This is a genomic window from Vreelandella venusta (genome assembly GCF_015689495.1).
Lineage (GTDB): Bacteria > Pseudomonadota > Gammaproteobacteria > Pseudomonadales > Halomonadaceae > Vreelandella > Vreelandella venusta.
This window is the reverse complement of record NZ_CP065135.1, coordinates 2,281,487-2,306,529: the sequence shown is the minus strand read 5'-3', so window position 1 is coordinate 2,306,529 and position 25,043 is coordinate 2,281,487. Positions and strand designations below refer to the sequence as shown.

Below are 25,043 nucleotides of genomic sequence, written 5' to 3'. Positions count from 1 at the left end.
TTCTTAACGACGTTAAACGTCAGAGCGATAGGCTCAAGGGTGCATTACATCATGCCGCCCATGCCACCCATTCCGCCCATGCCACCCATGTCAGGAGCAGCTTCTTTCTCTTCAGGGTCGTCAGCGATCATGCACTCAGTGGTGATCATCAGACCAGCGACAGAACCAGCGGACTGCAGTGCAGTACGGGTTACTTTAGCCGGGTCCAGAACACCCATTTCGAACAGGTCGCCGTACTCACCTGTTTGCGCGTTATAGCCGAAGTTACCTTCACCATCTTTAACGCGGTTGATAACAACAGCGGCTTCTTCACCGGCGTTGGTAACAATCTGACGCAGCGGAGACTGCATAGCGCGCAGCGCCATGTTGATACCGTGGTTCTGGTCTTCGTTGTCGCCAGTCAGGCCTTGTACTTTAGCCATGACGCGAACCAGTGCAGTACCGCCACCAGGTACTACGCCTTCTTCTACTGCAGCGCGGGTTGAGTGCAGTGCATCTTCAACACGAGCTTTCTTCTCTTTCATTTCTACTTCGGTAGCCGCACCGACGCGAATAACAGCAACACCGCCTGCCAGCTTGGCGACGCGCTCTTGCAGCTTCTCTTTGTCGTAGTCAGAAGAGGTTTCTTCAATCTGCGCACGGATCTGGTTAACGCGTGCTTCGATGTCATTTTCAACACCAGCGCCATCAATGATGGTGGTGTTTTCTTTAGACATCGTCATGCGCTTAGCAGTACCCAGGTGATCCAGGTTCGCTTGCTCCAGCGTCAGGCCAACTTCCTCAGAAATCACGGTGCCGTTAGTCAGGATAGCGATATCCTGCAGCATCGCTTTGCGACGGTCGCCGAAGCCGGGTGCTTTAGCGGCAGCAACTTTAACGATGCCACGCATATTGTTCACAACCAGCGTTGCTAACGCTTCGCCTTCGATATCTTCGGCGATAATCGCGAGCGGTTTGCCTTGCTTAGCTACCGCTTCCAGCACCGGCAATAATTCGCGGATGTTGGAGATTTTTTTATCTACGAGCAGGATGTAAGGATCTTCCAGCTCGACAGCCATGGTGTCTTGGTTAGTCACGAAGTAGGGCGAGAGGTAGCCGCGATCAAACTGCATACCTTCAACGACTTCCAGCTCATCTTCGAAGCCACGGCCTTCATCAACGGTGATGACGCCTTCTTTACCGACTTTTTCCATCGCTTCAGCGATGATCTCGCCAATGCGCTTGTCGCCGTTAGCAGAGATTGTGCCTACCTGAGCAATCGACTTGGTATCGGTGCAAGGAACCGACATTGCCTGAATCTCTTTAACGGCCGCGCTAACTGCTTGGTCGATACCGCGCTTAAGATCCATCGGGTTCATGCCAGCAGTAACGCCTTTCAAGCCTTCTGCGACAATTGCCTGGGCCAGAACAGTTGCTGTAGTAGTACCGTCACCTGCAGCGTCAGACGTTTTGGAAGCAACTTCCTTAACCATCTGAGCGCCCATGTTTTCGAACTTGTCTTTCAGTTCGATCTCTTTGGCAACTGATACACCATCTTTAGTAACGGTCGGTGCGCCGAAAGATTTGTCCAGCACCACGTTGCGGCCTTTCGGGCCGAGGGTAACTTTTACTGCGTTGGCCAGAACGTCAACGCCACGTGCCATGCGTTTGCGGGCATCATCGGAGAACTTAACTTGCTTAGCTGCCATGTTCGTTATTTCCTAAACATTGAAATTTAAAAGGAAAAGTAAGTAGTCGAGGCGAGGTTTAGCCTTCGACGACTGCCAAGATATCGGCTTCGCTCATGATCAGAACTTCTTCGCCGTTGATTTTCTGTTTCTCAACGCCGAAACCGTCTTTGAAAATCACCGAGTCGCCAACTTTAACGTCCAGCGGGCGTACGTCACCGCTGTCGAGAATGCGACCATTACCAACCGCCAGGACTTCACCGCGAGTGGGTTTTTCCTGGGCGTTGCCCGGAAGCACGATGCCGCCAGCGGTTTTCTGCTCTTCTTCCACGCGACGAACAACGACGCGATCGTGCAAAGGACGGATATTCATGCTCACGTTCTCCTGAGTATCGTCAAAGCCCATAAGGGCAGTTAGCTAAATGAGATTTTCGTGGGCCTCTTGCCCGCGAAAAGTGAAGGTAAACCACCTTCATGTTAATGGCGAAAGCTAGTGCATCCGCCGAACTTGTGTGCTGACTCAAAAAGTGGGGGCTGCTCGTAGCCTTTCAAGGGGCAAGTGATAAAAAAATGTGGTTTTTTGACATTCTTCTTCGGTGAGCCCTCAGCGCCGCCTTGCTGTTTCATCGCGGCTAATGAATTCGCCTTCAATTGGCCCCTCTTGACTGCCGGAACGGGATGTATAGGGCTGTTCGTAGCTTGTCTGCTGCTGTTGGTCAGCAGTGCTTTTTAAGCCTAGCCAAGTGAGGGCTTTAAAAATTAACTGGCGAGCGTTCGGTAGCAGGCAGGCGATGCCTAACGCATCAGAAAGAAAGCCTGGGGCCAAAAGTAGGGCACCACCGAAAATTAGTGCGGCTCCAGTAAACAGCTCTTGAGAAGGAATTTCGCCCACTTGCATGCGCTGTCGCGCACGCGCCAGAGTGGAAACACCCTCTTTGCGAATTAGGTGTAGACCGATGAAGCCAGTGCCCAGTACTAGAAGCAGAGTGGTTAATAAACCAATTTGGCTACCGATAGAAAACAGTAGTACAAAATCAACTAACGTAAACAGCGATATAAAAAGAAGAATGGGCATGACAGACTCCATAACAAACGTAATTGGTCAATATGGTGGCAGAATTCGTGAAAACAAGCAGCCAACGTTCGGTTAGCATGCTTGCGTCTGTGTTCTAATGCTCGATATTTCGTTCAATAGTCTTTATGCTGCGATGCACAACGGTGACCTTTTAAGAGGCGATATAGGTAGCGCTTAGTAAGCAATTTTAAGTGCCGGTCTTTATAAGTATTGGTCTAAGGAGAATCAGATGAACCTGACAAATAAAGTGATCGCGATTACCGGGGGAGCCCGCGGTCTAGGCTTTGCTATGGCGAAGCGGCTAGGTAGTCAAGGTGCCCGGCTGGCGCTTTTGGATATGAGTGCAGAAACACTGGATGAGGCGGTATCGGTGTTAGCGTCTCAAGATATTCAGGCGCACGCCTTTGTGACAAATGTGGCCGATGAGCAGTCAGTGGAGCAGGCATTTGCTGACATTGCAGTTCGCATGGGGCCGATAAGTGGTTGTATTAACAATGCGGGAATCACTAATGACGATTTGCTGATCAAAGCAAAAGAAGGGGTAGTTGAAAAACGCATGTCGCTATCCGCTTGGCAAAAAGTGCTTGATGTTAATTTAACCGGCGTTTTCCTGTGCGGCCGTGAAGCGGCAACGCAGATGGTAGAAGCTGGTCACCAGGGCGTTATTGTTAATATTTCAAGTATTTCTCGAGCCGGAAATATGGGGCAAAGCAATTACGCTGCTGCTAAAGCTGGTGTTCATGCGTTAACAGTTACCTGGGGTAAAGAGCTTGCCCGCTATGGCATTCGTACTGGAACTGTGGCGCCAGGGTTTGTTGAGACCGAAATGACAGCTTCCATGCGACCCGATATGTTAGAAAGGATCGCTTCGAATGTGCCTCTTAAGCGGTTGGGTAATCCAGATGACATCGCGAGAAGCGTTGCCTTCATTTTTGAAAATGACTACTTCACGGCGCGAATTATCGAGTGTGACGGTGGTTTGCGGGTTTAAATCACTAAAAATCAGCGGTTGCCAATAGAGCTGGTGCGACTAGTATCGCTGCTAACGGTGGCAACTCACTAATAGGCCATTGGCAGAACTGTCAATGGCCTATTGTGTGTTTGTGGTGGGGCGCTAATGACTAGAAGCGGAAGTGATCGCGCTGTAGCTCTCGCTGGAAGTACATTTCTACCCGTAATGTCATCGCCCAGCGTGGGTCGTAGCTGACCTCTCGCTGAAAATGCAGCTCTGGAATGACATCTGCAAACAGTATTCCTTTATGGATATCTCTGCGGTAGCGGGTTTGCAGATAATAGTTTGTCATTCGCGGACTAGACAGGCTTTCACCAATGGCGATAGCTGAGTAACGAAGTGCGCTACGGCTGTTTAAGCGCTGGTTTAGCTGCACTACCTCGCTGTACTCAAGCGTGTCCTCTTCCTCACGCCACTGCACGTTGGTAATAAATCGCAGGTGGCGATTGGTGGATAATGGGCGGCCAAGATCCCACTCGGTGCGTGCTGAATAACCTGAGTTGTTAAACCAGGATAGTCGATTAAATGATTCTAGCTGCCAGGGGCTATCCTTTAAGTCCCATAGGCGTTCGCTGGTAAAACGGACATAGGGGTCAAGGGGGAGTCGCAGGCGAACGCCAGCGCCAAAACGGTTGCTCCAGTGCTCACGTTTGTCTCTACTTTCTAACCAATCAAGGCCGAATGTTGATGTTCTGCGATCGCGCTGGTCGTTATAGAGCCGCCCAGAGCCTTGTTCAGCCAGCGTGCCTTGTGATTCTTCTGGATCACTTTCAATGATTAAGCGAAGGCGGTCTTCTGTCGTGGGAAGATCGATGCGATAACGCACACTAATATCACCGTTAGTGCCTTCGCCTTCCATCCAGTCAATTTCCTGGCCAAGGCGGAGATAAGACCTGTTGTCTACGGAAGCGGATTGATCACCGCCAAAAAAAGCGTCAATGTTTCTCGACGTGTTGTCTACCCAGTTGCCAATGCTTGCGCGAAATGGCTCAACGCGTGTTTCAGCCCACTCGGGTAGGTCGCTGTCGCTATCTTCCTCGGTAGCATAGGTTTCAGCAGAATAGGCGTTTGGCGATAGTGCACAAAATACGCCAAAGAAAAAGACAGCGAGCACTGGTTTCATCGAAGGCTCCCTAGAAAAATGTTGTCTGAATGCGACATATTATTTTGCTTTGTACATTTCAATATCTTTAGCCCATTGCAGTACGCGTTGTCTTTCCCGGCGGCTGGTCATACGTTTCGTATCGACCTGTAGCGGGGTTAGTTGGTAAAGAGGGTCGGCTGACAAGTTTAATTCAAAGTGCCGTGTTGCGCCGACAGGCATATCTTCAGAGCTATAAATAGCGATGACGCGTATTTCGAGCTGAGGAGTATGCTGTCTTAAAGAGTGCTCATCAATACCATAATGGTGGATAAGCTGCTGCAAGATAGAACCAAAGGATTGTATGTGAAGATAGTCGCCCGACGCCAGGGGACCTTGGTGCGTCCGATAGCCTGCGTTTTCATCATCACCGCTTTGCTGCTGATATTCCACAACATCAAGCTCATAGCGGTGCTCATTAGTGTGTAAAACGGCCACTAAATGCTGAATATAAATGGCTTCACTGCTCATGTTGCTTATTAAGCACAGCGCGTCTTTGCCAATACCCTTGCCTCTATTAACGATAATCCTAGGACGTCTCTGGCGGACATAGCCGTTGTAAAGCAGCTGGGCATAAAATACCCAGACAAGAAGGGTGCAGATGCTGGCAATCGCAGAGATTGCCTGAGCGTTATCTTTAAGCCATTCCATGGGTTGAGATCCTTCTCAAATCAAAGTGGCATTGATAACTGCTAACGTAGCTCAAAAAGAGGTTGGGGTCAGCTAGTTGAGTAATGTTAGAGTCGGAAAACAAAAAAATTCGGTTAGCATAAAGCTACCGAATTTTTCGAAGGTGAAGACCTTTAAATTGGTGCGGATGGGGAGACTCGAACTCCCACACCTTACGGCACTAGAACCTAAATCTGGTAGCTGTAAGTAAAATAAATCATAAAGCCATATCCGTCAAACAGTTACGCGTCGGGCGCAATCGATCAGTGTGACAGATAGGCGTTACTTGGTCACAATCGGCAGTATGTGTGCCGTTAGAGAGTCACATTCCGGTCACAGCGACAGTCTAAAGCGCTATGCTGAACGCATAAGCAGTTTGGATTGTTAACGCCGATACGGCAGAGGAGGAGTGATGTCGCGCACCATTAATGTAGTAGATGGGAATGGACAGACCGACTACGTAGTAGTGGAGGTCAAAGAGGAGAGCTTTCAGCCACTGGATGGCCCCAGGCAGACCTATGACGGAGCGGTTGAGTTTTTCCTTTCGAACGGGGACGCGCTCAACCATATATCGGCTGAGCGATTTGAGGATCTCGATGGCGAGTCGTACTACGCTCAGGACAAGCTGGACATTGAGTGGCTGAAAACCTTAGAGCCTCGATGAAGCGCCTCCTAACTCTACTGCTGTTCCCCGCGCTAGCCCTAGCCGACTACGGCAGCGTGACAGTTGACGAGGTGGCCAGTGTGCTAGACGGCGACACTATTCGCGTGACCGTCAATGAGTGGCCGCCTGTTATTGGTCATCGCATCCCTGTTCGCATTGCCGATATTAACGCGCCCGAAAGGCGTAGCCGCTGCGATACCGAGGCAGAGAAAGCCAGAGAGCGCGCACTGGCCGCAGACGCCCGCATCTATCTAGTAGAACGTCTGCGCAGCGCTGAGACGATAGAGCTACGACGCATAGAGCGTGGATCGTTTTATCGAATCATCGCGGAAGTGTGGGTAGATGGTGAGAATGTGGGCGCTGAGATGTTAGCAGAGGGGCGTGCGCTGCCGTATGCAAAGGGATCGGGCGGGAAGGACTGGTGTGGACTATAAAGTAATGTAGGTAATAGCTACATTTAAATGGTATGACGCATGAGTACAGCTCAGGGGAAAAAATGCCAGCAATCATGTTTGAAAATTGTTCTTTAGGGATGGTTTCTGGTTGTGTCTTTATGGACATGGAATGCGGAATAGAAGAGATTGGCTGCCATGGTACAAGCGTGACTGGAAACACCTTTATAGGGTCGGGGACATTGTTCAGGTCAACAAATTCGACGGGGGTTACCGCCACTAATAACAGGCGATTAAAGGGTGATAATTATCATCTAACACCTCTTGCGCATGCAGTACGGAGAGCGATGTATGGCGGATAAAGAAGAGCAACCAATGTTTGATTTCAAAGGCTCGCAAGTCGAAAAGTTCAATGATAATGAAACCGAGTCGGGAACGCTGCTTAAAGACCGGGGATCTAGTTTTGGAGAGATGGCGGGTAACCGTCGTGGGCCCGGTGGGCCCAAAAAAGAAGGGTTAATATCAAAGCTTAAATGGGAGGTTTTGAAGTCTCCTGTAGGTATTTTAGTGGCCATTATTGGAGGCTCTGTACTTCTTTTTATTGCAGCCTGGCTTGATCTTTAAATCAATATTTATGACCTATTTAGCCGATGGGATATAAAGCCACGCTTTGGAGAAAGGCGCTGGAGCGCCGAGGATGGAAGCGCCTGGGTAAGTACAAGCTGCCGAATGATTTAATAGATTTCCATATCATTCATAAAGGCAAGCTCTATTCAGGCCGCTGCATCGGTGCGCACCCCATAGGCGACTCCACCCAGCCGGGCAGCATTGCATACGTGATTACGCGCTGCGACCTAATGACAGAGGGCGTCTGGCGTTTATCGAGAGGTGGACAGATCGGAATGAACGTCCGCGATTTGCCGTATCGCTGAGCCAATATTCAGGCACAAAAAAACCGCTCAAGGCGGCGGATGTTTTTGCGAGGACTGCTTACAATGTCGACCCCTGAATAAACATCGTATCAACATCGCTGTCACTCATACCTAGCTGCTCGGCCATGTGCGTTAGCCAGGGCGCTTCACGCTCTAAAAAAGCGGCGTACTCCCACTCGATGCCTGCGATTTGCCGATCCTCAGCATCAACTATATCCCCGATAGCTCGTTCGACCTCCGATAGTAGGCCATTTTTGGCGAGGACTAGGCGCGCTTGTCTCGCCGTGATAGTTGCTGGTACGGGAAGTGCAGACTCAGCAAGCATCCCAAAAGCAAACGGCGGAGTTATGGTCGTTTCGTTGCCTTCTTCATCGGTCACAGTGCGCGGCGTAAGATCGTGCACTGACGTATAGAGAGACAGTTTATCTGCGTCGTTTTCAATCGCTTCGAAGAGCCGCTGCGCTGTTCCGGTGCCGGTGTATGTGTCAGATGCCAGTACAGTGAGGCGGCTATCATCCGGCAACGTTTTGCCGCGATAATAGATGAGCGCTTTACCATCGCTAGTTTTGACAGCACCCTGCGGCATGGGGTTGTCGTCGTTAAGAGCGGTGGTATCGGCGATATATAAAATGGCATCAATCATGATTGACCTCTGGCTGTTAGGGCGTCTAGTTCGGCGGCGGTAGCGGCGTAAGGGCTATATAGGAATCTTTTATATTTTTTAAATTTAGATCCCCCCGCATCAATACCCAGCAGCAGTTGCGCTAATTGGGCGTGATTTATAGAGACATCCATAGGTTGGACAGATGACACCCCATTGACAGAGACAGACACCAATCCGTCATGAGATATTGAGAAAGCGGCACAAATTAAACCAACACCTGCCTGACCAGTATCTATCGACATAGACCCTGAGTCGCCGAAAATATTTAGGAAGAGTCTCCCTGATGATCGCCACAGTAGATATGAGTTAGTTGTATCAACAGAAGATGTTGCATTGCCAGCTTGTAATATGTAATTAGCACCAGTGTCATCTGGAAGCTCTAGCTGAACAAAGAAAGTCCCTTGCATTGAATTAAATTCTTGACTTAAACTCCTACGTAGGTAGTCAGATGTCACTGTGGATGAAGTGCTATCAGTAGTAATGTACTCCCCTGCTGTCTGCCCTACCTCTAACATATAACCTGATACTTTAAAAGATTTCTGACTGTTTGATGAAAGCTTAACTAATCCATTATTGCCTAAAAATGTTTCACCAGTGACTCTTGTGTTAGAAACTCTATAGACATTTCCATAGACTCTCTCCACTTTATAACCTTGACCACCCGTGCTTGATCCTCCAATATTTATAGCAAAATCAACACTGCTTCCTGCCCCTGAAGCGCTTGATACAGAAGGCGCTGAGCCATCCTCCATCTCAACGAACACCGATAGCGTCATCTCAGTATTCGCAATTGCTCCACTTTTATATAAAAAAGAGACAGACGGTGATGGTGAAAACTCTGCTGCTGCAACAGCGCCGTCCCCGAAGTCAATTGTAGAGGCAGAAATACTTCCCGTTCCAGAAACCCCGCTCTGAAACTCAGATTTTGTAAAAAGATTCGTGCGCGCACTGTCGTACAGAAAGCAGAATTTCCTGTCTGATAAAGACCTACCCCTAGCTATTTCGTTTATTCCAGCTTCGCCGAAATGACCTGAAGGCTGGCGATACCGCTTTGGTGTTGAACGTTCAAAAACGCATAATTCGGATATGTTTTTTGTTTCTATTAGGCTGCCATCATCAACTCGGTATATGCCACTCTCAAAGTCAAAATCAATAGTTGATTTTTTTATAAAAGGATCAAGTACGCTTACCTCATAAGACTCAATCAAAGACTGAGCAATTCCGATAGCGCTATCTGCTTCGGCTTTAGCCTCTGCGCCAAACTTATTAATATTCGCCTGCAGAGTATTAATAGCCGTTTGGAAGTTATTCCACTTAGTTAAATAATTAGTGTCATTAACGACCCACTGGTATTGCGAAAAGTCTACTGTAGGGATGCTGGCCATGTTATACCTCGGCGAGTGATAGCTGGGATTGCCAAATGTTGTAAAAGCGTGCGCTGTGCCCGTAGTCGTTCTCGCGTCGGGCAATAAATGAATGCTCTAGCTCTTTAATGCCACCCTGTTCGGGATACACAGAAACAAATATGTCGCCCTGCTTCCCGACCTTGACGAGGTCTGTCGTTAGGCGCGTACGGTCACCGCCCTCAAGGAAATTGAGGTCGATATTGAGCAATCGAGACTGGCCGTTTGATGTGATTGTCCTTAGCGATCCGCCTTCGGTGCTTACTTGTTCGGCATTCTCTTGCCAAGTCAGCGACAGTCCGTAAGCAGGGTTATAAACAGGGCTGAACGCAAAGCCGATAACGATGCGCCCAATCTCTATATAGCCGTCTGGGTTACCGGGGTCGCTGATTGTGATCCGGTACTGATCGGCAAATTGCAGCCCCGGCCAGTGAACGGTTTGATTCGCAGGAAGGGCGTTAGCGTATGTAAGCCCCCACGGATCAATGCCGACTCGCAGATTGGGCGGCGTGACGAGATATGCAGTAGATACCGTGCCGCTGTCATACACGACAGAGCCGTTAGCCAAAAACTCCCATCGAATCATCGCGGTAGGGCTGAGATTATGGCGATAGACGACGCCCCCATCTACTGGCTGCACGCTCGGCAATGTGCCAGTAATCACTTGCGTTGCCGCGCTCGTTGAACGCCAGACGCAAGAGCGTCCGCTGCGCTGCGTGTACGCAATCGGCAACGCTGCACTCGTGGCAGTGAGTGTCGCGCTATCATGCAGGTTGTCGATGATCATGCGCATGTTCGGATAGTTCAAAACAGCACCCCCAGGTCAGTAATGCCCGCCGTGGGCGAGCGCGAAATAGAGATAACGCTGCCGATGCGGCCGTCTAATCGAGGGTGGATTACGCTGAGCGCGTCAGAGACATCGATGATGGGAAGAAACGTCTCAATGCTGTACACGTCACGGCGCTCAGAGTGCAAGGCTAGCAGGCGGTCACGCTCAGTTGCGGCGTCAGTTGCGTTCGATATTGGTGTGCTGATAGAGCGTTCTTCGGCAAGAGGGTAGTCGGGTAGTGACTGCGTGCCGCGCACTTCGCTCCATTCGCGGCGTAGGCGGTCGGCGGCAACCTCATCAACCGTGCCTGCCACTTGCGATAGCGTTGAGTAGTTGCGACCCCAGCGCAGCGTTAGTGCTGACCAAGGCGCTTGTGTTTCAGATAGTGCTATCTGCCCATCTCGAATGTCATCGCCAACCAGTGTCACGTCCGCGACAGTCGGCAAAGTCCGCTGACGAACTACCAGCTCGCCAGTCGCATTTAGATACCAATACGCGCCCAGGCCATCGCACAGGTCGTTAAGCACCTGTGCTCCGGAGGCCTCGCTGTTGTAGTAGAGGCCTACGGTGTAAGCGGGCATTTCAATATCGCCGACAGCGATGCCGTATTGCGCGGCAACCCATTCTGCAATGAGAGTAGGTGTGTTGTGCTGCTCCTCGATGTCGACTGTCAAAGTGCCGACAATTCCCGCCGCAAGCTCAAAAGAGCCGTTAGCTAAGTTGTCGGTGTGCGACACTGGATTGCCGTTGTCCTTCGGATTCAGCGCTGTGACCGCAAGAAAAGAGGCTTTAAATTCGTAGGGGCTGGCTGTGAGCAGGTACGCGGGCGCGTTAAACACGCTGCCCAATGCCAGCGGCACGGGTCCAGCGTTATCCGGCAGTTGCCCTGTATCAATCACTTCATCTAGCAGCGCAGACTGATCAACCATCTCGAACGTAATCAGTCCGCGTGTAGCGCTCATTAGACCGCCGTTAATACCTCTGGCCAGCAGACGAAAATCGTCACGCGACCAGTCAGGCCCGCCCAGATATAAACGGATGCCGTGGCCACGCCATGCATCACCCGCCCAGTCTGTTATCTCCCCGTCGTCAGTTAATGTGATCTCTCCAAAACCAACAAGGCCATCGATACGTGTATCTATATCGACGGCCTCTCTCATTAAATCGTCATAGATGCGGTTAGGGTCGCTGTCTGTCGGCCTGGATATGTAGGGCTGGGACGCTACGAAGCGCGTCCCGCCTGCATAATCAAGCTCGCACAGAACGACCCTGGCTGCCGATGTGCTGGCTAGCCAGTTGTCGTACTCTTGGTCTGTCATGGAGTGCGCACCTTCTCCTTAATGTTGCGATTGATCTTATCCAGCTTGTAGCTTTGCTGCTCGCGCTGCTGATGCGCGTCTTTTCCGACACCCATAACTGCGTCACGCGTCTGGCCTGTGTTGCCTCGCACCTCTTTCAGCAGCTCAACTATCTGCTCGTTTTTCTGCTCAATAGTGCGCTGCATGTCACGCATGACTTGCGTTACGTCTTGCGTGTTAAGGAGCGGGAATTGGGGCAGGGGAGGCGCAGAGTAGTTCTTAATACCCAGGCCATCAGCGCCCATGTGTAAAGGCACAATGGCTTCAGGTCCAGCTTCGCCCATCAAGCCCATATTGAAAGGTGTTGGGGAATCGACGATGGAGTTTGTGAACACCCCGCCTTTGGCAAAATAACGGTCGATGGCATCAGTTTGCCCAGGCCCATCTAGCCAATGCCATTTTGCGAAGTCTATGTATGTACTGCCACCATACTTTTTATGAAAAGAGTCCGCGTTTGACTGGTAATACCTTTGTAAATCAGGGTAGCGCTGATAGTACAACCTAGCTCTCTCGTTCAGCGACAGTTGCTCGGTAGATGAATTGCCACCACCACCACTAGAGCCGCTACTCGATCCTCCATTCGAAGGACTGTAATCAAGCCCCCCGCCACCTGAGCCGCTGAATGCTGGGGCGCCCATATCTGCCCACTTTGTGCCCCAGTTATACGCCATGTCGATTAACCCTGACGGGTTGTGGTGACGACCGATGGAAATCTTCATGCCCTCGGTATTGGGGTCTATAGCATCTCCTGTGTTCTTTTCTATGTCGCCCAACTTATCTAAGTCAGTGGCATTAAATGCGACATCGGCCAGCAGATCTAAACGACGCGTGCCCGATGCAGCGTTAATCACTGCCCACTCATCATCCGTCAGCTTTAGCCCGCCAGTTTCCAGGCGTTTGAAAATCGTGTCTGATTGCGCATCAAGCAGGGCGCGCTCATCGTGCGACAGCTTGCCGTCAGCCAGGGCGGCATCAAGAGTCGTAACGAAGTGGTTGCTGTCTTCGAGCGCTAGTGTGCGCACGTCATCTGGCAGATTGGACTCAAGAATGCCGTCGACTGTTGCGAGCAGACTGTTGCTTTTCGATAGCGCGAATTTACGAACATCTGGCGATATGCCGTCAGCTAGCACAGCATCGACAATCGTTTCGTAAGTGTTGCCCGATTGCAGCGCTAGGCGTCGGTCATCGCCTCTTAGCTGCATCCCTAAAACTTGGTCAATTACGCTGATGTAGTTGTGGTTAGACTGTAGCGCCAAGCGGCGGTTTTCAGCCGTTAGTGTTTTGCCGACGATGTAATCGACGTTAGCCAGATACCAGTTGCCTTTCTCAACCGCCAGCGTTCTGTCAGCGCCCGCGATGTCGTTGCGCGTCGCATAATCAATGATCGCGTCGTATTCGTTCAGCGAGCCAAGTGCAAGATGCCGATTGCCGGCCGTTAACTCGGATCGCGTCACATACTCAACAATCGCGGTGTATCGATTAATGCTATCAAGCGCTAGCGTGCGGTCGTCTTTGCTGATGTCACGCTCAATAGCGTACTCAATCATCACGCCGTAAACGTTCGACGACTCAAGCGCTAAGCGGCGGCTCGCGTTATCCAGATCAGACCTGACGGCATAATCAACGACAGCGGTCATCGTGTTGCTACTGCTGAGTGCTAGGCGCTTATCATCCTCCTCAAGCTGGCTAAAAGTAATGTACTCAACTGTTGCAACCAGATTGTTGGTGCTGTCAATCGCCAGCCGTTCCAGATCTGACGTTAGCTGGTTTTCTCCAACGAGGTAGTTGAGAGTGCTATCAAGTCGGTGCGATTGCTCGCCCAAGATAGCGCGCAAATCGGCGGGCAACTGGTCAGTATTGGTAGCAAAATCAATCAGCGTGCTGATCGTGTACTTGCTATCCATGATTGCTCGCTCAATTTCGTCAGCGAGCTCGTTGAGGATGACATCTCTAATTCCATCAACGATAAACTGCTCAGGCGTTAGCTGATCGGGCAGTTTTTCGAGCATTCCCGTTACACGGTCGATGGTGCTAACCGTCTGCTCGCCGCTGGCTGACCAGCCCTTTTGGGCTTCGATAAATCTGTCTGCATACTGCGTGATGCTGCCCAGCGCCGCTTGATCGCCAGATAGGGCTTTAGCGTATTGCTCATCGAATGCCTGAGATGCCGCAGCAAGCTGACCACCAGGAGTGCCAAGGCCTGCATCAGTACCGCGTAGGTTGTCGATCCAACTGTCGATGCTGACGCCGAAAGACGCTAGCTGCTGCTGGGCACGCTGCCATGCGTTCGCCTCTTGCTCGATAGCTCGGATGCGCTCTTGCTGGGCACGCTCCGCCTCCCGCTGTGCCTCTTTCTCATCTTCGATAGCCCAGATTCGCTTCTGAGTCGTGACAAGACCCGCCTCCTGCCAGCCTTGAATCTCTTTCAGCGCATCGATTTCTAGCTGACGCAGTGCGTCAGTATCGCCCTGTGCTTGAAGCAGCTGTCGGTTGAGCTGACCTTGCATGCGCAGTGCTTCTGACGCCGTATCAGCAGCGCTGCCAGCGTCTTCGATGGCGGGCGTTAGTTGAGCAAACGCGCTCTCCAGTCTGAGCAATTCCACCTGCGCGGCGCGTCCCGCTTCGGTGCTTGTATCTTGGGCCAGCACCAACTTTCTAAACTGCGCCGCGTTTTCGGGCATCGCAAAGCCCAGCGCGGCAAACGCGGCGGTAACGTCCTCCGTTTTTTGCGCGGTGCGCTCGGCTTCGGTGTAGTAGTTCTGGTAAAAGCTCGAATACATGGATTCGAGGCTTTGAACACCGCCCGCCATCGCGGCCATGCCGTTGGCGACTTCGTAAGAATAACCGCCGGTGGCTTTAAACTGGACACCAAGACGTTCAGACGCACCTGTTAGAAGTTCGTGTGCCTGCCGGGCGTTTTGCGCCTGAGCAATAATCTCCTCTGTGCTGCCGCTCAAGGTGCGAGCGAATGCGCCAAAGTCACCGGACATCGCGCCGAATGCGGCTTTTGTGCGATTACCCAGCTGCTCAGTAATGCCCGCTGCGTCATTCGACTGGATACGCATTTGTTGAATAGCGTATGTCATCGCTTCAACGTCTTTCGGGCTGAGCGCAGCCATCATGTCATCTGTTGCAGCGATTGTTTCTAAATACTGGCGGGCATTGTCGAATGATCCAAACGTCTCTTCTAAACGGTTGGTATTGCCGCCGTGAAAACCAACGTTGCCAAACGCACCAGTCGCGGTAACGCCATGCTGAACGTCTTCAAAAATCGTGCGCGGGTCCTGATTTGTCGTCATCAGGTCGAAGCTGGGCCCGCGCGATTTGCCGCCGAATAGGCCGGAAATTGCTTTCGTAATACCGCCGCCTAGCAATGAATCAATGGCAAGCCCGCCCGCAATCCAGGGCATTGCAGTGCTGATGCCAGCGGCAATGCTGCTGGCTAATCCAGCCTGCGCCACACCGCCAGTGGCGGCCATGCCGTATAAACTGCCGGCCGATTGAGTCGCAGCAGCCCCCATAAAGCCGCCGCTTAGGGCAGTGCCGCTTGCAGCGGTAGAGCCAAGGCCAAGCAGCGACTTGCCGCCGCTAATTAGGCTGCCGATACCGCCAAAGCTGCCAGAGCTGGAGCCGCCACCAATACCCAACAAGCCCTGCATATCCTGCGTAAAGCCAACAACGATAGGTTTTAGCGTGGCTTGGTAGGCTAGCTCGCCCAGCAGGCGCTTAAATCCGTCCAGTAGCTGGTCGGCAAACGAGTCGAAGCTGTCGAATGCACCGGCGAAGGCGTCGGCAAAGGTTTCATCAATGCGTTCGCCTGCTTCTTCCCAAAGGCGAGCTAGCTCTTTAGCTACAGGGTCGGCCTCAAGGGCAAGCTCGGCCATCTCTTCACGCACACTCGCGACCATGCGGGCGTACTGATCGCCGTTGGCCGGATCGTTGCGCCATGCTTCGTTGATGGCGGCCAAGTCAGTGCTAAGCTGCTGGGCTTTTGCATGCGCCCGGTCGTAGGTATCGGTGAGCGACTTCATGCGCTTAGCTGCATCGTCGCTGCCTTTAGTGGCCTCGGCATAACGCTCAGTCAACAGGCCAACTAAGCGGTTGTACTCAGTCATTCCCTCGATGGTGGTGGTATCAATCGCTTCATTAAGCAGCTCGATACCTTCCCAGAAGTCCATTAGGGAGGAGTAGGAGGGGTCTAGTTGGCGTTTTAGGGACTCGAAGTTGTCGGCTAGGGTCTTGGCGGCTTTGGCGGCATCTTCGCTTGCTGGGTCTGCTAGCGACTGATTCAGTTGATCTAACTGTTCCTGTAAAAGCTGCGCCTGGGTTTTTCCTTCGCTAAATCCCTCTGCTACTAAACCGAAGCCATTGCGAGACATGCGGGCCACAAACGCAGCATCAGAGATGCGGTCACCCAGCGCCTCAAAATCAGCGGCGACAAATTGAGCGCCGCTGCTGAGCGAGTCAAAAGCTTCACCCAGATAGTCGCGACCCATATTCTCACGGAATGCTGAACCTATCTCTCCGGCAGCGCCCGCCATTGTTTCAACAAAGCCGCTTTTTAAATTATCAACGGCTGAATTGAATGCGCTAAATGAAAGGTCACCGCTAAATACTGCCTGCACCGAATCCCAGAAGCCGCCCGCAACAGAAAGAATGTTGTCAAACGCACTAGTAAACAGCGTCTGCATTGTGCGCGTGACGATGCCTACCACATCAATGATGGTGCTGAAGTAGCCGATTATGGAGTTAATGGTGGTTTGGACAATGCTGCCCAGGTTGGTCATTAACGCTTTAAAGGTTTCCCAGATGTAGCTAGTTACGCCGCCAACTGGCTCCGCCATTGACTCAAACAAGCCGATAACAGAGGTGATTGCACCATCCCAATTCTCACTAAACACCTGAGCATTTACCTGCCAAGCACCACTCATCCAGTCTGAAACGCTAGCCTGAGTATCACCGAACTCAATGGTTCGACTCCGAGCCGTATAGAGCGCCCCGGACAGAGATGCAATAGCTCCGGCTGCTAGAACAATAGGGTTCACGCGCATAATGCGCACGAATGCTGTTTGAGCCGCGTGGGCCGCCCAAGTTGCTGCTGTCAGCCCCACATAAGCCGAAGTCAGGCCGCCCACCGCGCCTGCGGTCAATGATATAGCCGTGGCGGTGGTATTTAGATTCCTGGCTTGGTCTTCAGTTAAGCCGTTAGCTTCGCGGAATTGGGGAAGCATCCCGTTATAAACACTGATAACGCCAGTGGCAGTATTAGTGACCTCTTGAAGCGCGGCACTCATGCCGCTGTCGCGGCCTAGCTGGAGGGTTGATTCTCCAATAGCGCTATTTAGTGACCGGAAAGAACCCTCCAACCCAGAACCGAGAACCAGGGCCGCGCGCTCGGCCGTGCCTTCAGCCAGCTCTAGCTCGCCCGTAAACTCATTAACACGGACTGCGCCGGAAGCCAGAATTTGCGCGGCAGGGCCTGCTTCAGAGCCAAATATTTTGAATGAGTCAGCAGTGTTGATATTTGCCTGTTGCAGTCGATCAAGTACGGCAATTAAGCCCTCTTGTTCAACATTCACTTCCGCAGACGTAAGCCCATATCTACCTAAAGCTGCCGTTGCATCTGGCGTCAGGTTTGATAGCTGACGAATAAACCCAAGCAAGCCAGTGCCAGCGCGAGAGCTTTGCAAACCGGCATCTGAAAGCACGCCGATAGCTGCAGCGGTCTGTTCGATAGAAACGCCAGCGGTGGCCGCAATAGGCGCGGCATAGGATAGAGCATCACCAAGTTGGCTAATGCTAGTGTTAGACTTAGCAGCGGTGGCTGCAAGAACATCATTAACCCGGTTAAGCTCTCCAACTTCAAGGCGGAAACCGCCCAGGACGTTAGAGGCTAGATCCGCCGCACTTGCCAAATCCATCTGCCCAGCAGTCGCAAGCTGTAGTATCCCGGGCGTAGCTGACATTACTTCGTTTACGTTCATGCCAGCCATCGCTAGAAAATTCTGCGCATCCGCCGCCTGCTTCGCTGAAAACATGCTGGTAGCGCCTAGCGTCCGCGCCTGGCTTTCCATTGCTGCAAGCTGAGTGGTAGTGGCTCCAGAAACAACTTGTAGCTTTAGTAGGCTTTGCTCAAACGAGGCAGTTTCAGTGATAACTTTGCCAGCACTAAAGCCGCCAGCAGCTGCAGCAGCAGCACCTAGTGCAATTTTAAGCACACCCATGCCTTTGGCTAAGCGGTCACCAGAGCTCTGGGCACGATCTAGCTGATCCTCAAATGCCCTTAATCGCTGCTCACCAGAGCGACTATCAACGATCAATTCAAGGCGCGACTGAAAGCTCATGGCAAACTCCGGGCACAAAAAAGCCCCGGCGAATGCCAGGGCTTAGAAAAAAGAAAACCCGCCGGAGCGGGTTATGTCAGCAGAGCTTTTGCGCTCTCTGAATTATCGGTGTGATAGGTATTCGGGTGCCTGGAATATCTGGATTCCAGCGCCAAATAGAATTGATGCTCGTATAGCCTAGCTGGCTAGCCGTTCCATTGAGCTGGTATTCAAACTCGCCACGCACAAACACCAAAGCTCCTGCTTCACGGCACTCAATGCGGCCCTCGTCAACAGTGAATGGCCAGTTTTCCCCGAATTCGTCTTTTGTTACTAGTTCGCCAGCCAATATTTCATCCTCGCTATTCTTTACTTCTTGCTGATTGGCTTGCATTGCCTCTGGATTAACCATGTAGGCCACAAAGCCAAACACGACCAAAAATAAAAGCAACCCAACTCCAGTCTTGGCAATATTCTTATTCATCCTTCCCCCTTGTTATTCGCAATCCGAAATAAATAGCTTTGTAATCTCGCCGTCTTTCAATAAGGCTTTCGCTTTTACTTTGATAGGCTTATCGCTTCCCACGGCCGCGCTGTACTTGTTGTTGGTAAACTGGATAGCGGGATCGGTTATTTCCGCATTAATCCTGGGCGGCAATCCACCTTCATCAGAATCAGTAGCGGCATCGTCACCAAGCAAGTGAACTTTGCAGCGCCTGTACAGCTTGTCGAACTCCGTAAGCATGACGGTATATTCGCGCTCCTCAAGCAGCTCCCCATCTTCGGTAGAAAGGATTGCTTCTTTGTCGGCAAGGTCAATGCTTTTGTGCTTGGAATCATTGGCGTATAAATCAATGCGGCTACAGCTCTCACCTACGGGAGAAAGAGACTTCTTGATCGAAGGGCCAAGCCCGCTAGTCAAGCGTTCGATAGTATCCATCGCTCGGTCAAGGTTCTTTTGGTTATGCCCCATTTGCTGCTCTAGAAGCTCTCTGAGGTGTCTCATCTCTTCACTCTTGTCGTTACGTTTGCCAAGCGCATAAGTAACTATAGCCCCAATTAGCGCACCAACCGAGCCCTCGAACATTCCTGCCTGTGCGGCGGTACTTATATACCCAACAATGCTGAAGCATTTGGCCTCGGCTTCTTGAGCGTATGTTTTTACAGAGAGCGCCTGAGCCTGCTTGGCATACTGACCAGTAGCCGCGTAGTGACCAATTACTGAGTATATTCTACCGAACCCTTGCAGTGATTCGCCTAGCGACATCATGTCTATTTGGTGCCGCTCGGCATCAAGCCCCTCATATCGGATCTCGAATTTTATTAGCTCTTCGCCAGCGCCATCAATTACAACTGAATCAGACATACCTGCTCCCCATTTATTATCAAAGGGAGCTTAGCGCGGATCAGGGCTAGGGGGTAGGGGAATGTTCGGCGGGTTTTGGTCGGCTAGGCTGCCGGGTAAACTAGACGCAATTGCCCAGGCTTGCCGTAGGCGTGCGTGCATCGTGCAACAAAGTCTTGATAGTCAATGCAGGCGCTGGCCAGGGCGGTGATGTTGATCAACTGTAACTCAACAGCCTTTAACGCGCCGTGAGATAGCCACTGATGAATCTTCTCGCCTGGGCGGCACCGCGCCTTTGCCTCTTCGTATGCGCGCTCATCTAAAGCTACTCGATACACCCAGTCGCGAGTAATGCGAGCAAATAGAGGCGGCGTTCCGCGAGAGTGTCCATTAAATGGCATGCCAGTCATTTTTCCAAGTGACTGATAAAAGCCATCCATGAATCGCTTCTCCCAGCTTGCAGCATCCGGCAGCAACACATGGCCGAGCATGGTGGATAGCGCAGCTTCTTCACGGGCGCGCTTAAAGGCCATCACTAGGTTGGCTTTTAGATCCACTACTTCATCGGTATTTCGAGACAGCGACAGGAGGAAGTAGGCCTGATCTTCATTAAGTAGCGCGTAACGCTCACGCTTGCCGCCGCCTTGTTGACGATTACCATCTGCGTTTTCAAAACACATATGGCCGAATCGCTTAAATCTTTCCAGGTACTTATCGACAAGCCTGATAGAGTGACGGTGCTTATTGCCTAACTGCTCTGCTAGCTGGCGGCTATCAACACGAGTTTCGCCATTGGCATTAACGAGGGTGATATCGGTCATTGCGTCTTTCCTTCTTTAGGAAGAGCCCAGTCGCACAGAAACGCCAGCCCCAAGAGAAGCTCGCCAGCTTTTAACTGACGCTTCACCTGGGCTCTTTCTGAAAAAGGCTCTTGGGTTATTGCGCCGTGCGAGGCGCATACAAAAAAGCCGCCTGATTAGGCGGCTTGGTGTTGCTGTTTTTGCTGGTTGATTTCTCTGAAAGCGTCATCCATTGCGATAACCACAGATAGTGCTTCTTCAGGATCACACGGCCACTCTAGCCGTTCAGCCAGGTCAAGCACCGTTACTGGATTAATCGGGCTGATGCCGCTCATGCCGGGTTGGCGCGTGCGATGGAGAATTGAGAAAGCGCCCATCCAAAAGTTGGTGCGCTCATCAAGCTCAGGGGCGTCATAGTCGACGCCCAAGAATTCACAGTCTGCGCGATACTCCTCCTGAGCCTCTAAGAGGCTTTGGCCTTCGCGGCAGAACTGGCTTTGCCAGCGGAGGAAGCCCGAGGCTTTTTTGCCTGCTCTTCGGCTTCGATGCGATCAAAGCGCTCAAGGTCTACCGCTTTCTGTGCGATGAATGGAACCACGTCAGGGCGGTTCTGCAGCAGATCGGCGACAGCCTCAATGCTGTATGGAACCGGCACTTCATCGCCATCTTCGTTGAGCGCAGTAACGTTGCGCCAATCGCGAATCAAGCCTTCTGCGACAAGCTGAGCTTCTTTGCGGTCTTCCTGCTCAGCGGTCAGCTCGTCGCCATGATCCTTGCGATAGCGTTTATCCAGTTTGCGCTTAACATCGCGGTAAACAGAGTTGTGCATGCGGGCAATTTTGAACTCGCCGCCCATAATTTCGCACCATTCGCCGTCGGTGAATTTAGATGCGTCAAATTTGTCGATACGGAATGACATAGCTATTTCCTCTCAGTCTGTGGGTGTCTGTTAGAAGAAAAGAGGCCCCGTCACGCGACAGACGGGCACGCTTAGGGGCCAAAGCGGTTAGGGGGCTGGGATGGTGCGGGCAATGCTCATCATTACGCCGTTCTCGTCACGCGCTGGCGTGATGTTGAGCTGCTGGTCAAGTATGGCGTCGAGCGCGCCGCTGGGCAGTTCGCCAGACAGGAACACGCGGGGCAATGCCAAGATGTAGGAATAATCTTCAGCCGATAGCGAGAAGCCGAAGGCAATCGGGTCGCTGAGCAGGCCTTTACGCCACAAGCCCATAGCGGCGGTGGAGAGCCGGAAATTGACGTTGCCGCTAAAGTCAAACGTGCCCGGCTCATGATGCTGGTACAGGCTTCCCGCGCACTGATCGCTTTGGAATCCGCCATTGATGGTAATGTCGAAGCCCTTAACACAAAGCCCAGTGGGCGTGGCGCCATCGATCAGAACGCTATGGAAGTTATTGCTCATATCCATGATGATCGTCGCTTCCGGCTCGACGAAGGTATCACCAGATGGGTCGTATTCGTCGTCGTGACCACGCCCCATGACAGTCACTTGGCCGGTTACTTTCTGGCCGGACGTGCCGGATAGCTGTAGCTGAGTTTCCGATGCGTCAGAGATGCGTACGTGCTCATCAATATCCATGTAGCTTTTCAGATATTCCCAGCGCGTTTCTGTGACGCCGTTGCTGAGTGAGTCAGCTACCCACGCATTACTGAGCACAGAAGACATGATCGAATCGAAGTTGGCCGCCGTGAGCTCAAAATCCACGGTGCCGTTTGGATTGATCATTGTCGTTTTCTGGTCGCCTCGAGTGCGGTCGTCGCGGCGCTCGTCTGAGCGCTGAGTTTCCGTCGCAACCGTCAGGCCGTCGCCTGTTGTACGCAGAACCTGCCAGGGGTCAGTTGACCCTTCAGGGCGGCGCGCAATACGGATTCGGGATCCAGATGCCATATTTAGTTACCTCGTGTGGGTTTCAGGTATTAAAAAACCCGCACGATGGCGGGTTGGTGGTGGTGCTTGGTTGGGCCTTACCCCATACGGAAAGGCGTAGTTGCGTTGTACTGATACCAGTCGTTGCTTTCACCAATGCGCTGAACGCTCATTGCCTGCGTTTCAAAGTGGCCGTCTTGGTAGAACTCAAATAACGGTACCAGCGAGTCAGCGAGCAACGCGGCAGGGCGTGAACCTCGATGCTTTGGCGTGAATACTTGGAACTTAACAAGCCCGGTGCGCCGTACACACGGCTCCGAGGCGTTGCCCGCAGGAATAGAGGCGCCGTGCTGGATAGTGCAGCGCACCCAGCTCTCTTTGTTCTCAATCGCTGCTCTAACATCGGGCGTCTGCGGTGCGCCGTCGTACTCGACCGGTACGCCGCCCCAGGTGGACAGACGCCGCTCAATGGCAAGGCGGATGGATTCGAAGGTTGGGTTAGCCATATTTCTCCTTCAAATCGTTAGCTGTCAGGCCATAGATGCCGTGCGGTGCCTGGGTCGAGCTTCCGCTTTCCAGAACTTCACCGTAAGGGGTTGTATTCACGGCGTGAAACACATCGCCAGGGCGAAGAGAGGCGATAGCGCGCCTTGCGTTGGCCAGCGCATCTTCACGCCGAATATCGCGTTTTTCTGGATCATAACTTTCGTCAGGCTCGTTTATGGAGAAGTTGTTGTTCGCCAAGAATCGAGACGTGTCTTTAGGCGAGCGGTATATGATGCCCCGCGCTGCCTCTTCTGACGCCGCAGTCATAGTAACCATCATCATGTCGCGCGACTGATCAATAAAGCCTGATAGCGGCTTACTCCATCCTCTAGCCATGCTCACGTCCTCCGTAGCTGGCATATCCACGACACTTTGGCTGGGTCCTGCTTAACATCCATCACCGTCAAGCCGTTGATAACGTCATCAATCTGAGGTGCGTCAGGAGTATTCGTGACCTCGCCATTTACCACGCGCCAGATTTCGTTTTGCAGCACTGTCAGCTTGGTATCGGTCGCCATGATGCGAGCGCCGTCGATCTCAAACTGGCGAAAGCCGCCGAAAACACCGCGACCTTGATAGCCTATGGTGGTCTGAGGCGTGGTGCCAGTCTCGGGGTCATAGCCGCCGGTGACGATCTCTCGCGTGCAGCTAAACGACGCCACGGCGTCGGCCAGACCGTCTTCATCGTCGAACGCCTCGGCAATATCGGCCTGTAGCTCGTCACGTAAGCTCATGGTTCCCGTACCCCACAGTGATGCCCATCGGGATGACTCGGTATTGTTCAATCAGCGCTAGGGCGAACTGCACGCGCTCAGGCAGTGCTGCATTCTTGCCAAAGGTGGCTGACACGTCTGCATAGCGCTTTTCGCTCTCTACCGTGCCCGCCTTGACGCGTTTCTGCGTCATCACGCCTTGCGTTTGCGTAACGTACAGGCTGCTATCTGCTGCCGCCGCTGCCAGTTCAGCACCGGCCAGCTTGATCTCGTCCGGCACGGGGTCGGGTAGTTGGATGTGTAGCGCCGAAAGATAGGCGTTAGCCATGGCCACAAAGCGAGCCTTGTCAGCTTCCGGCGCCCAGGCTTCGCCCAGCTTTTCATCTACATCGGCAACGGTGACATATTGCATGGCAGCCTCTTGGAATTAGGGAGGGGCGCTTGGCCCCTCGGGTTACTCGGTTTTACCGCCGTCTTTCTTGGTCGGCACCGGGTCCGGCTTGCTTGCCGTCGACTTGACCAGCACGCCGCGCTTGAGCATGCGAGCGAGGCCGGGAGCCTTGTCGTCAAACTCGGCTGTTTTACCGGGGGCGCAGAACGCGCCGCTCACATTGATGACGCCCTTGGTGGTGTTGCGATACAAACCCATGATCAAACTCCCACGGCTTTAGTGAGTGACAGCGGGCGGTAGATGGCCACGCCAGAGCATTTGGCGATGCAGTCGATCACCATTTCGAGGTTGCGCTTTTCGGCAGGTAGCTGCTCGAACGGACGCGGAATTTCGATGCTCATGTTGTCGACGTCGCGCTCGTACATGACGGCAGTCGACTCGTTGCCATTCGCCGCGCTAGGCTCAAGCTCGGTTGAGGCGATGATGTTCACGCCAGGATAGAGCGACTTGAAACGCGCCATCACGCTTTCCCAGTTGCCGCCTTCGTTGACGTTCTTGCGCATTAGCGCAGAGCGGCGAGTCGGCGCTAGGGCTAGCGTATTTGGAATGTGGTTATCGAATGACTGGATTTGCACGGCGTCGTACATGGCGAGCAGGTCATCGAGGATCTGCTGGCCAGTGGTCGCCGGGTTGGTCCAATCGCCTGTTACAGCGGTTTCGCCCAGGTTGGGGTGGTTGGTGAATCCGTAGAAGCCGTGAGCGGCATCGCCCACCAGGGCAACCTTGTTCACTAGCTGGTCAATGGCCTTGCGAGCAACGCGGCCTTTGCGCTCTGACAGGTTGGTGCCCATCGCATTAGCCAAGCGCATTTCGTCCAGGCTGTAGCCGTAGGCATCACCCATGCTTTTCAGCTTGAGCGTTTCCTCTTTGCCGACCACATCGACGCGAGGCAGATCATCGGCGTAGTTCGAGATGAACTTGGCCATGCCTACTTCGTCATAGGTGCGGTAGGTGAACGACTCGGCGTACTCTGGCACCTCGGTGGAAACTGGCACCAGCTGCAGGCCGGTCAGCTGTGGCGTCAGGACTTCGTAAATTCGAGTCTTCACGTAGTCGAGCTGACGTGCCAGGAAGATGCCTTCATCTTCCCGCTCGATGCCCAGGCGTTCGCCTGCATCCATTACCGCCGACAGGTCAGCGGCGTCGTAATTCATATGCTGTTCGAACATTTCTC

Annotated in this window: 27 protein-coding genes; 5 read left to right on the top strand and 22 right to left on the bottom strand. The window is 52.5% G+C overall.

Annotation, left to right across the window (positions count from 1 at the left end; genetic code table 11):
- Positions 1 to 44: 44 nt before the first annotated feature.
- The 3 genes from groL to IR195_RS11160 form a co-directional block, all read right to left on the bottom strand.
- The gene (gene groL / locus IR195_RS11170) at positions 45 to 1,688 is read right to left on the bottom strand and encodes a chaperonin GroEL (protein ID WP_125748418.1); all 1,644 of its coding nucleotides are present in this window, start codon (positions 1,686 to 1,688) and stop codon (positions 45 to 47) included.
- A 58-nt stretch (positions 1,689 to 1,746) separates the two neighbouring features.
- Entirely contained in the window at positions 1,747 to 2,040 is a 294-nt protein-coding gene (locus IR195_RS11165) for a co-chaperone GroES (protein WP_125748415.1), read from the bottom strand.
- 231 nt (positions 2,041 to 2,271) lie between these two features.
- On the bottom strand, positions 2,272 to 2,742 hold the full coding sequence (locus IR195_RS11160; RefSeq protein ID WP_206047552.1) for an FxsA family protein: 471 nt from the start codon (positions 2,740 to 2,742) through the stop codon (positions 2,272 to 2,274).
- A gap of 229 nt (positions 2,743 to 2,971) precedes the next feature.
- Here IR195_RS11160 and IR195_RS11155 point away from each other — a divergent pair, with 229 nt between their 5' ends.
- A complete protein-coding gene (locus tag IR195_RS11155; protein WP_206047551.1) occupies positions 2,972 to 3,733 on the top strand; it encodes an SDR family oxidoreductase in 762 nt (253 codons plus the stop codon).
- Between the two features lie 130 nt (positions 3,734 to 3,863).
- Here the strand turns inward: IR195_RS11155 and IR195_RS11150 are convergent, their stop codons facing one another.
- Complete coding sequence (locus IR195_RS11150) at positions 3,864 to 4,877, bottom strand: hypothetical protein (RefSeq protein WP_146943586.1); 1,014 nt, start codon at positions 4,875 to 4,877, stop codon at positions 3,864 to 3,866.
- 39 nt (positions 4,878 to 4,916) lie between these two features.
- A complete protein-coding gene (locus IR195_RS11145; RefSeq protein WP_206047550.1) occupies positions 4,917 to 5,546 on the bottom strand; it encodes a hypothetical protein in 630 nt (209 codons plus the stop codon).
- 430 nt (positions 5,547 to 5,976) lie between these two features.
- On the opposite strand from IR195_RS11145, the gene IR195_RS11140 reads away from it, so the two are divergent.
- The 4 genes from IR195_RS11140 to IR195_RS11125 all read left to right on the top strand — a co-directional run bounded on the left by IR195_RS11140 (position 5,977) and on the right by IR195_RS11125 (position 7,552).
- Positions 5,977 to 6,228, top strand: a complete 252-nt coding sequence (locus tag IR195_RS11140) for a hypothetical protein (RefSeq protein ID WP_206047549.1) — start codon at positions 5,977 to 5,979, stop codon at positions 6,226 to 6,228.
- Complete coding sequence (locus IR195_RS11135; protein ID WP_206047548.1) at positions 6,225 to 6,662, top strand: thermonuclease family protein; 438 nt, start codon at positions 6,225 to 6,227, stop codon at positions 6,660 to 6,662. The genes IR195_RS11140 and IR195_RS11135 overlap by 4 nt, the downstream gene beginning before the upstream one ends.
- Positions 6,663 to 6,971: 309 nt before the next feature.
- Entirely contained in the window at positions 6,972 to 7,244 is a 273-nt protein-coding gene (locus IR195_RS11130) for a hypothetical protein (protein WP_206047547.1), read from the top strand.
- 26 nt (positions 7,245 to 7,270) lie between these two features.
- Positions 7,271 to 7,552: a hypothetical protein gene (locus IR195_RS11125; RefSeq protein WP_206047546.1), complete on the top strand. Its 282-nt coding sequence runs from the start codon at positions 7,271 to 7,273 to the stop codon at positions 7,550 to 7,552.
- A 58-nt stretch (positions 7,553 to 7,610) separates the two neighbouring features.
- On the opposite strand, the gene IR195_RS11120 is transcribed toward IR195_RS11125, so the two are convergent.
- The 17 genes from IR195_RS11120 to IR195_RS11040 all read right to left on the bottom strand — a co-directional run bounded on the left by IR195_RS11120 (position 7,611) and on the right by IR195_RS11040 (position 25,038).
- Positions 7,611 to 8,195: a hypothetical protein gene (locus tag IR195_RS11120; protein WP_206047545.1), complete on the bottom strand. Its 585-nt coding sequence runs from the start codon at positions 8,193 to 8,195 to the stop codon at positions 7,611 to 7,613.
- Entirely contained in the window at positions 8,192 to 9,601 is a 1,410-nt protein-coding gene (locus IR195_RS11115; protein ID WP_206047544.1) for a phage head spike fiber domain-containing protein, read from the bottom strand. Before IR195_RS11115 ends, IR195_RS11120 begins: the two co-directional genes overlap by 4 nt.
- 1 nt (position 9,602) lies before the next feature.
- Positions 9,603 to 10,427 carry a hypothetical protein gene (locus tag IR195_RS11110; protein WP_206047543.1) on the bottom strand — a complete coding sequence of 275 codons (825 nt, stop codon included), beginning with the start codon at positions 10,425 to 10,427 and terminating at the stop codon, positions 9,603 to 9,605.
- Positions 10,424 to 11,767, bottom strand: a complete 1,344-nt coding sequence (locus IR195_RS11105) for a hypothetical protein (protein WP_206047542.1) — start codon at positions 11,765 to 11,767, stop codon at positions 10,424 to 10,426. Before IR195_RS11105 ends, IR195_RS11110 begins: the two co-directional genes overlap by 4 nt.
- Positions 11,764 to 18,150, bottom strand: coding sequence for a phage tail tape measure protein (locus tag IR195_RS11100; RefSeq protein ID WP_206047541.1), 6,387 nt, complete (start codon positions 18,148 to 18,150; stop codon positions 11,764 to 11,766). Before IR195_RS11100 ends, IR195_RS11105 begins: the two co-directional genes overlap by 4 nt.
- Before the next feature lie 76 nt (positions 18,151 to 18,226).
- Positions 18,227 to 18,613, bottom strand: coding sequence for a DUF2511 domain-containing protein (locus IR195_RS11095; protein WP_206047540.1), 387 nt, complete (start codon positions 18,611 to 18,613; stop codon positions 18,227 to 18,229).
- A gap of 12 nt (positions 18,614 to 18,625) precedes the next feature.
- Positions 18,626 to 19,495: a DUF7946 domain-containing protein gene (locus IR195_RS11090; RefSeq protein ID WP_206047539.1), complete on the bottom strand. Its 870-nt coding sequence runs from the start codon at positions 19,493 to 19,495 to the stop codon at positions 18,626 to 18,628.
- An 83-nt stretch (positions 19,496 to 19,578) separates the two neighbouring features.
- Positions 19,579 to 20,295 (bottom strand): Rha family transcriptional regulator, encoded by a 717-nt coding sequence (locus tag IR195_RS11085; protein WP_206047538.1) that lies wholly within the window; start codon positions 20,293 to 20,295, stop codon positions 19,579 to 19,581.
- Between the two features lie 155 nt (positions 20,296 to 20,450).
- Positions 20,451 to 20,702, bottom strand: coding sequence for a hypothetical protein (locus tag IR195_RS11080; protein ID WP_206047537.1), 252 nt, complete (start codon positions 20,700 to 20,702; stop codon positions 20,451 to 20,453).
- A 35-nt stretch (positions 20,703 to 20,737) separates the two neighbouring features.
- The gene (locus tag IR195_RS11075) at positions 20,738 to 21,193 is read right to left on the bottom strand and encodes a hypothetical protein (protein WP_206047536.1); all 456 of its coding nucleotides are present in this window, start codon (positions 21,191 to 21,193) and stop codon (positions 20,738 to 20,740) included.
- 87 nt (positions 21,194 to 21,280) lie between these two features.
- Complete coding sequence (locus IR195_RS11070; protein WP_206047535.1) at positions 21,281 to 22,180, bottom strand: phage tail tube protein; 900 nt, start codon at positions 22,178 to 22,180, stop codon at positions 21,281 to 21,283.
- A gap of 77 nt (positions 22,181 to 22,257) precedes the next feature.
- A complete protein-coding gene (locus IR195_RS11065) occupies positions 22,258 to 22,665 on the bottom strand; it encodes a phage tail terminator-like protein (RefSeq protein ID WP_206047534.1) in 408 nt (135 codons plus the stop codon).
- A complete protein-coding gene (locus tag IR195_RS11060) occupies positions 22,658 to 23,041 on the bottom strand; it encodes a hypothetical protein (RefSeq protein WP_206047533.1) in 384 nt (127 codons plus the stop codon). Before IR195_RS11060 ends, IR195_RS11065 begins: the two co-directional genes overlap by 8 nt.
- A 2-nt stretch (positions 23,042 to 23,043) precedes the next feature.
- Complete coding sequence (locus tag IR195_RS11055) at positions 23,044 to 23,439, bottom strand: glutamate 5-kinase (protein WP_206047532.1); 396 nt, start codon at positions 23,437 to 23,439, stop codon at positions 23,044 to 23,046.
- Positions 23,426 to 23,830 carry a hypothetical protein gene (locus tag IR195_RS11050; RefSeq protein ID WP_206047531.1) on the bottom strand — a complete coding sequence of 135 codons (405 nt, stop codon included), beginning with the start codon at positions 23,828 to 23,830 and terminating at the stop codon, positions 23,426 to 23,428. Before IR195_RS11050 ends, IR195_RS11055 begins: the two co-directional genes overlap by 14 nt.
- A 42-nt stretch (positions 23,831 to 23,872) precedes the next feature.
- Entirely contained in the window at positions 23,873 to 24,067 is a 195-nt protein-coding gene (locus IR195_RS11045; RefSeq protein WP_206047530.1) for a hypothetical protein, read from the bottom strand.
- Between the two features lie 2 nt (positions 24,068 to 24,069).
- Complete coding sequence (locus IR195_RS11040) at positions 24,070 to 25,038, bottom strand: DUF2184 domain-containing protein (RefSeq protein ID WP_206047529.1); 969 nt, start codon at positions 25,036 to 25,038, stop codon at positions 24,070 to 24,072.
- Positions 25,039 to 25,043: the final 5 nt, after the last annotated feature.

Excerpts from the sequence above, each read along its gene's own strand:
- groL (WP_125748418.1), bottom strand. The coding sequence starts at position 1,688 with ATGGCAGCTAAGCAAGTTAAGTTCTCCGATGATGCCCGCAAACGCATG.
- IR195_RS11165 (WP_125748415.1), bottom strand. The coding sequence starts at position 2,040 with ATGAATATCCGTCCTTTGCACGATCGCGTCGTTGTTCGTCGCGTGGAA.
- IR195_RS11160 (WP_206047552.1), bottom strand. The coding sequence starts at position 2,742 with ATGCCCATTCTTCTTTTTATATCGCTGTTTACGTTAGTTGATTTTGTA.
- IR195_RS11155 (WP_206047551.1), top strand. The coding sequence starts at position 2,972 with ATGAACCTGACAAATAAAGTGATCGCGATTACCGGGGGAGCCCGCGGT.
- IR195_RS11150 (WP_146943586.1), bottom strand. The coding sequence starts at position 4,877 with ATGAAACCAGTGCTCGCTGTCTTTTTCTTTGGCGTATTTTGTGCACTA.
- IR195_RS11145 (WP_206047550.1), bottom strand. The coding sequence starts at position 5,546 with ATGGAATGGCTTAAAGATAACGCTCAGGCAATCTCTGCGATTGCCAGC.
- IR195_RS11140 (WP_206047549.1), top strand. The coding sequence starts at position 5,977 with ATGTCGCGCACCATTAATGTAGTAGATGGGAATGGACAGACCGACTAC.
- IR195_RS11135 (WP_206047548.1), top strand. The coding sequence starts at position 6,225 with ATGAAGCGCCTCCTAACTCTACTGCTGTTCCCCGCGCTAGCCCTAGCC.
- IR195_RS11130 (WP_206047547.1), top strand. The coding sequence starts at position 6,972 with ATGGCGGATAAAGAAGAGCAACCAATGTTTGATTTCAAAGGCTCGCAA.
- IR195_RS11125 (WP_206047546.1), top strand. The coding sequence starts at position 7,271 with ATGGGATATAAAGCCACGCTTTGGAGAAAGGCGCTGGAGCGCCGAGGA.
- IR195_RS11120 (WP_206047545.1), bottom strand. The coding sequence starts at position 8,195 with ATGATTGATGCCATTTTATATATCGCCGATACCACCGCTCTTAACGAC.
- IR195_RS11115 (WP_206047544.1), bottom strand. The coding sequence starts at position 9,601 with ATGGCCAGCATCCCTACAGTAGACTTTTCGCAATACCAGTGGGTCGTT.
- IR195_RS11105 (WP_206047542.1), bottom strand. The coding sequence starts at position 11,767 with ATGACAGACCAAGAGTACGACAACTGGCTAGCCAGCACATCGGCAGCC.
- IR195_RS11100 (WP_206047541.1), bottom strand. The coding sequence starts at position 18,150 with ATGAGCTTTCAGTCGCGCCTTGAATTGATCGTTGATAGTCGCTCTGGT.
- IR195_RS11095 (WP_206047540.1), bottom strand. The coding sequence starts at position 18,613 with ATGAATAAGAATATTGCCAAGACTGGAGTTGGGTTGCTTTTATTTTTG.
- IR195_RS11090 (WP_206047539.1), bottom strand. The coding sequence starts at position 19,495 with ATGTCTGATTCAGTTGTAATTGATGGCGCTGGCGAAGAGCTAATAAAA.
- IR195_RS11085 (WP_206047538.1), bottom strand. The coding sequence starts at position 20,295 with ATGACCGATATCACCCTCGTTAATGCCAATGGCGAAACTCGTGTTGAT.
- IR195_RS11075 (WP_206047536.1), bottom strand. The coding sequence starts at position 21,193 with ATGTCATTCCGTATCGACAAATTTGACGCATCTAAATTCACCGACGGC.
- IR195_RS11070 (WP_206047535.1), bottom strand. The coding sequence starts at position 22,180 with ATGGCATCTGGATCCCGAATCCGTATTGCGCGCCGCCCTGAAGGGTCA.
- IR195_RS11065 (WP_206047534.1), bottom strand. The coding sequence starts at position 22,665 with ATGGCTAACCCAACCTTCGAATCCATCCGCCTTGCCATTGAGCGGCGT.
- IR195_RS11060 (WP_206047533.1), bottom strand. The coding sequence starts at position 23,041 with ATGGCTAGAGGATGGAGTAAGCCGCTATCAGGCTTTATTGATCAGTCG.
- IR195_RS11055 (WP_206047532.1), bottom strand. The coding sequence starts at position 23,439 with ATGAGCTTACGTGACGAGCTACAGGCCGATATTGCCGAGGCGTTCGAC.
- IR195_RS11050 (WP_206047531.1), bottom strand. The coding sequence starts at position 23,830 with ATGCAATATGTCACCGTTGCCGATGTAGATGAAAAGCTGGGCGAAGCC.
- IR195_RS11045 (WP_206047530.1), bottom strand. The coding sequence starts at position 24,067 with ATGGGTTTGTATCGCAACACCACCAAGGGCGTCATCAATGTGAGCGGC.
- IR195_RS11040 (WP_206047529.1), bottom strand. The coding sequence starts at position 25,038 with ATGTTCGAACAGCATATGAATTACGACGCCGCTGACCTGTCGGCGGTA.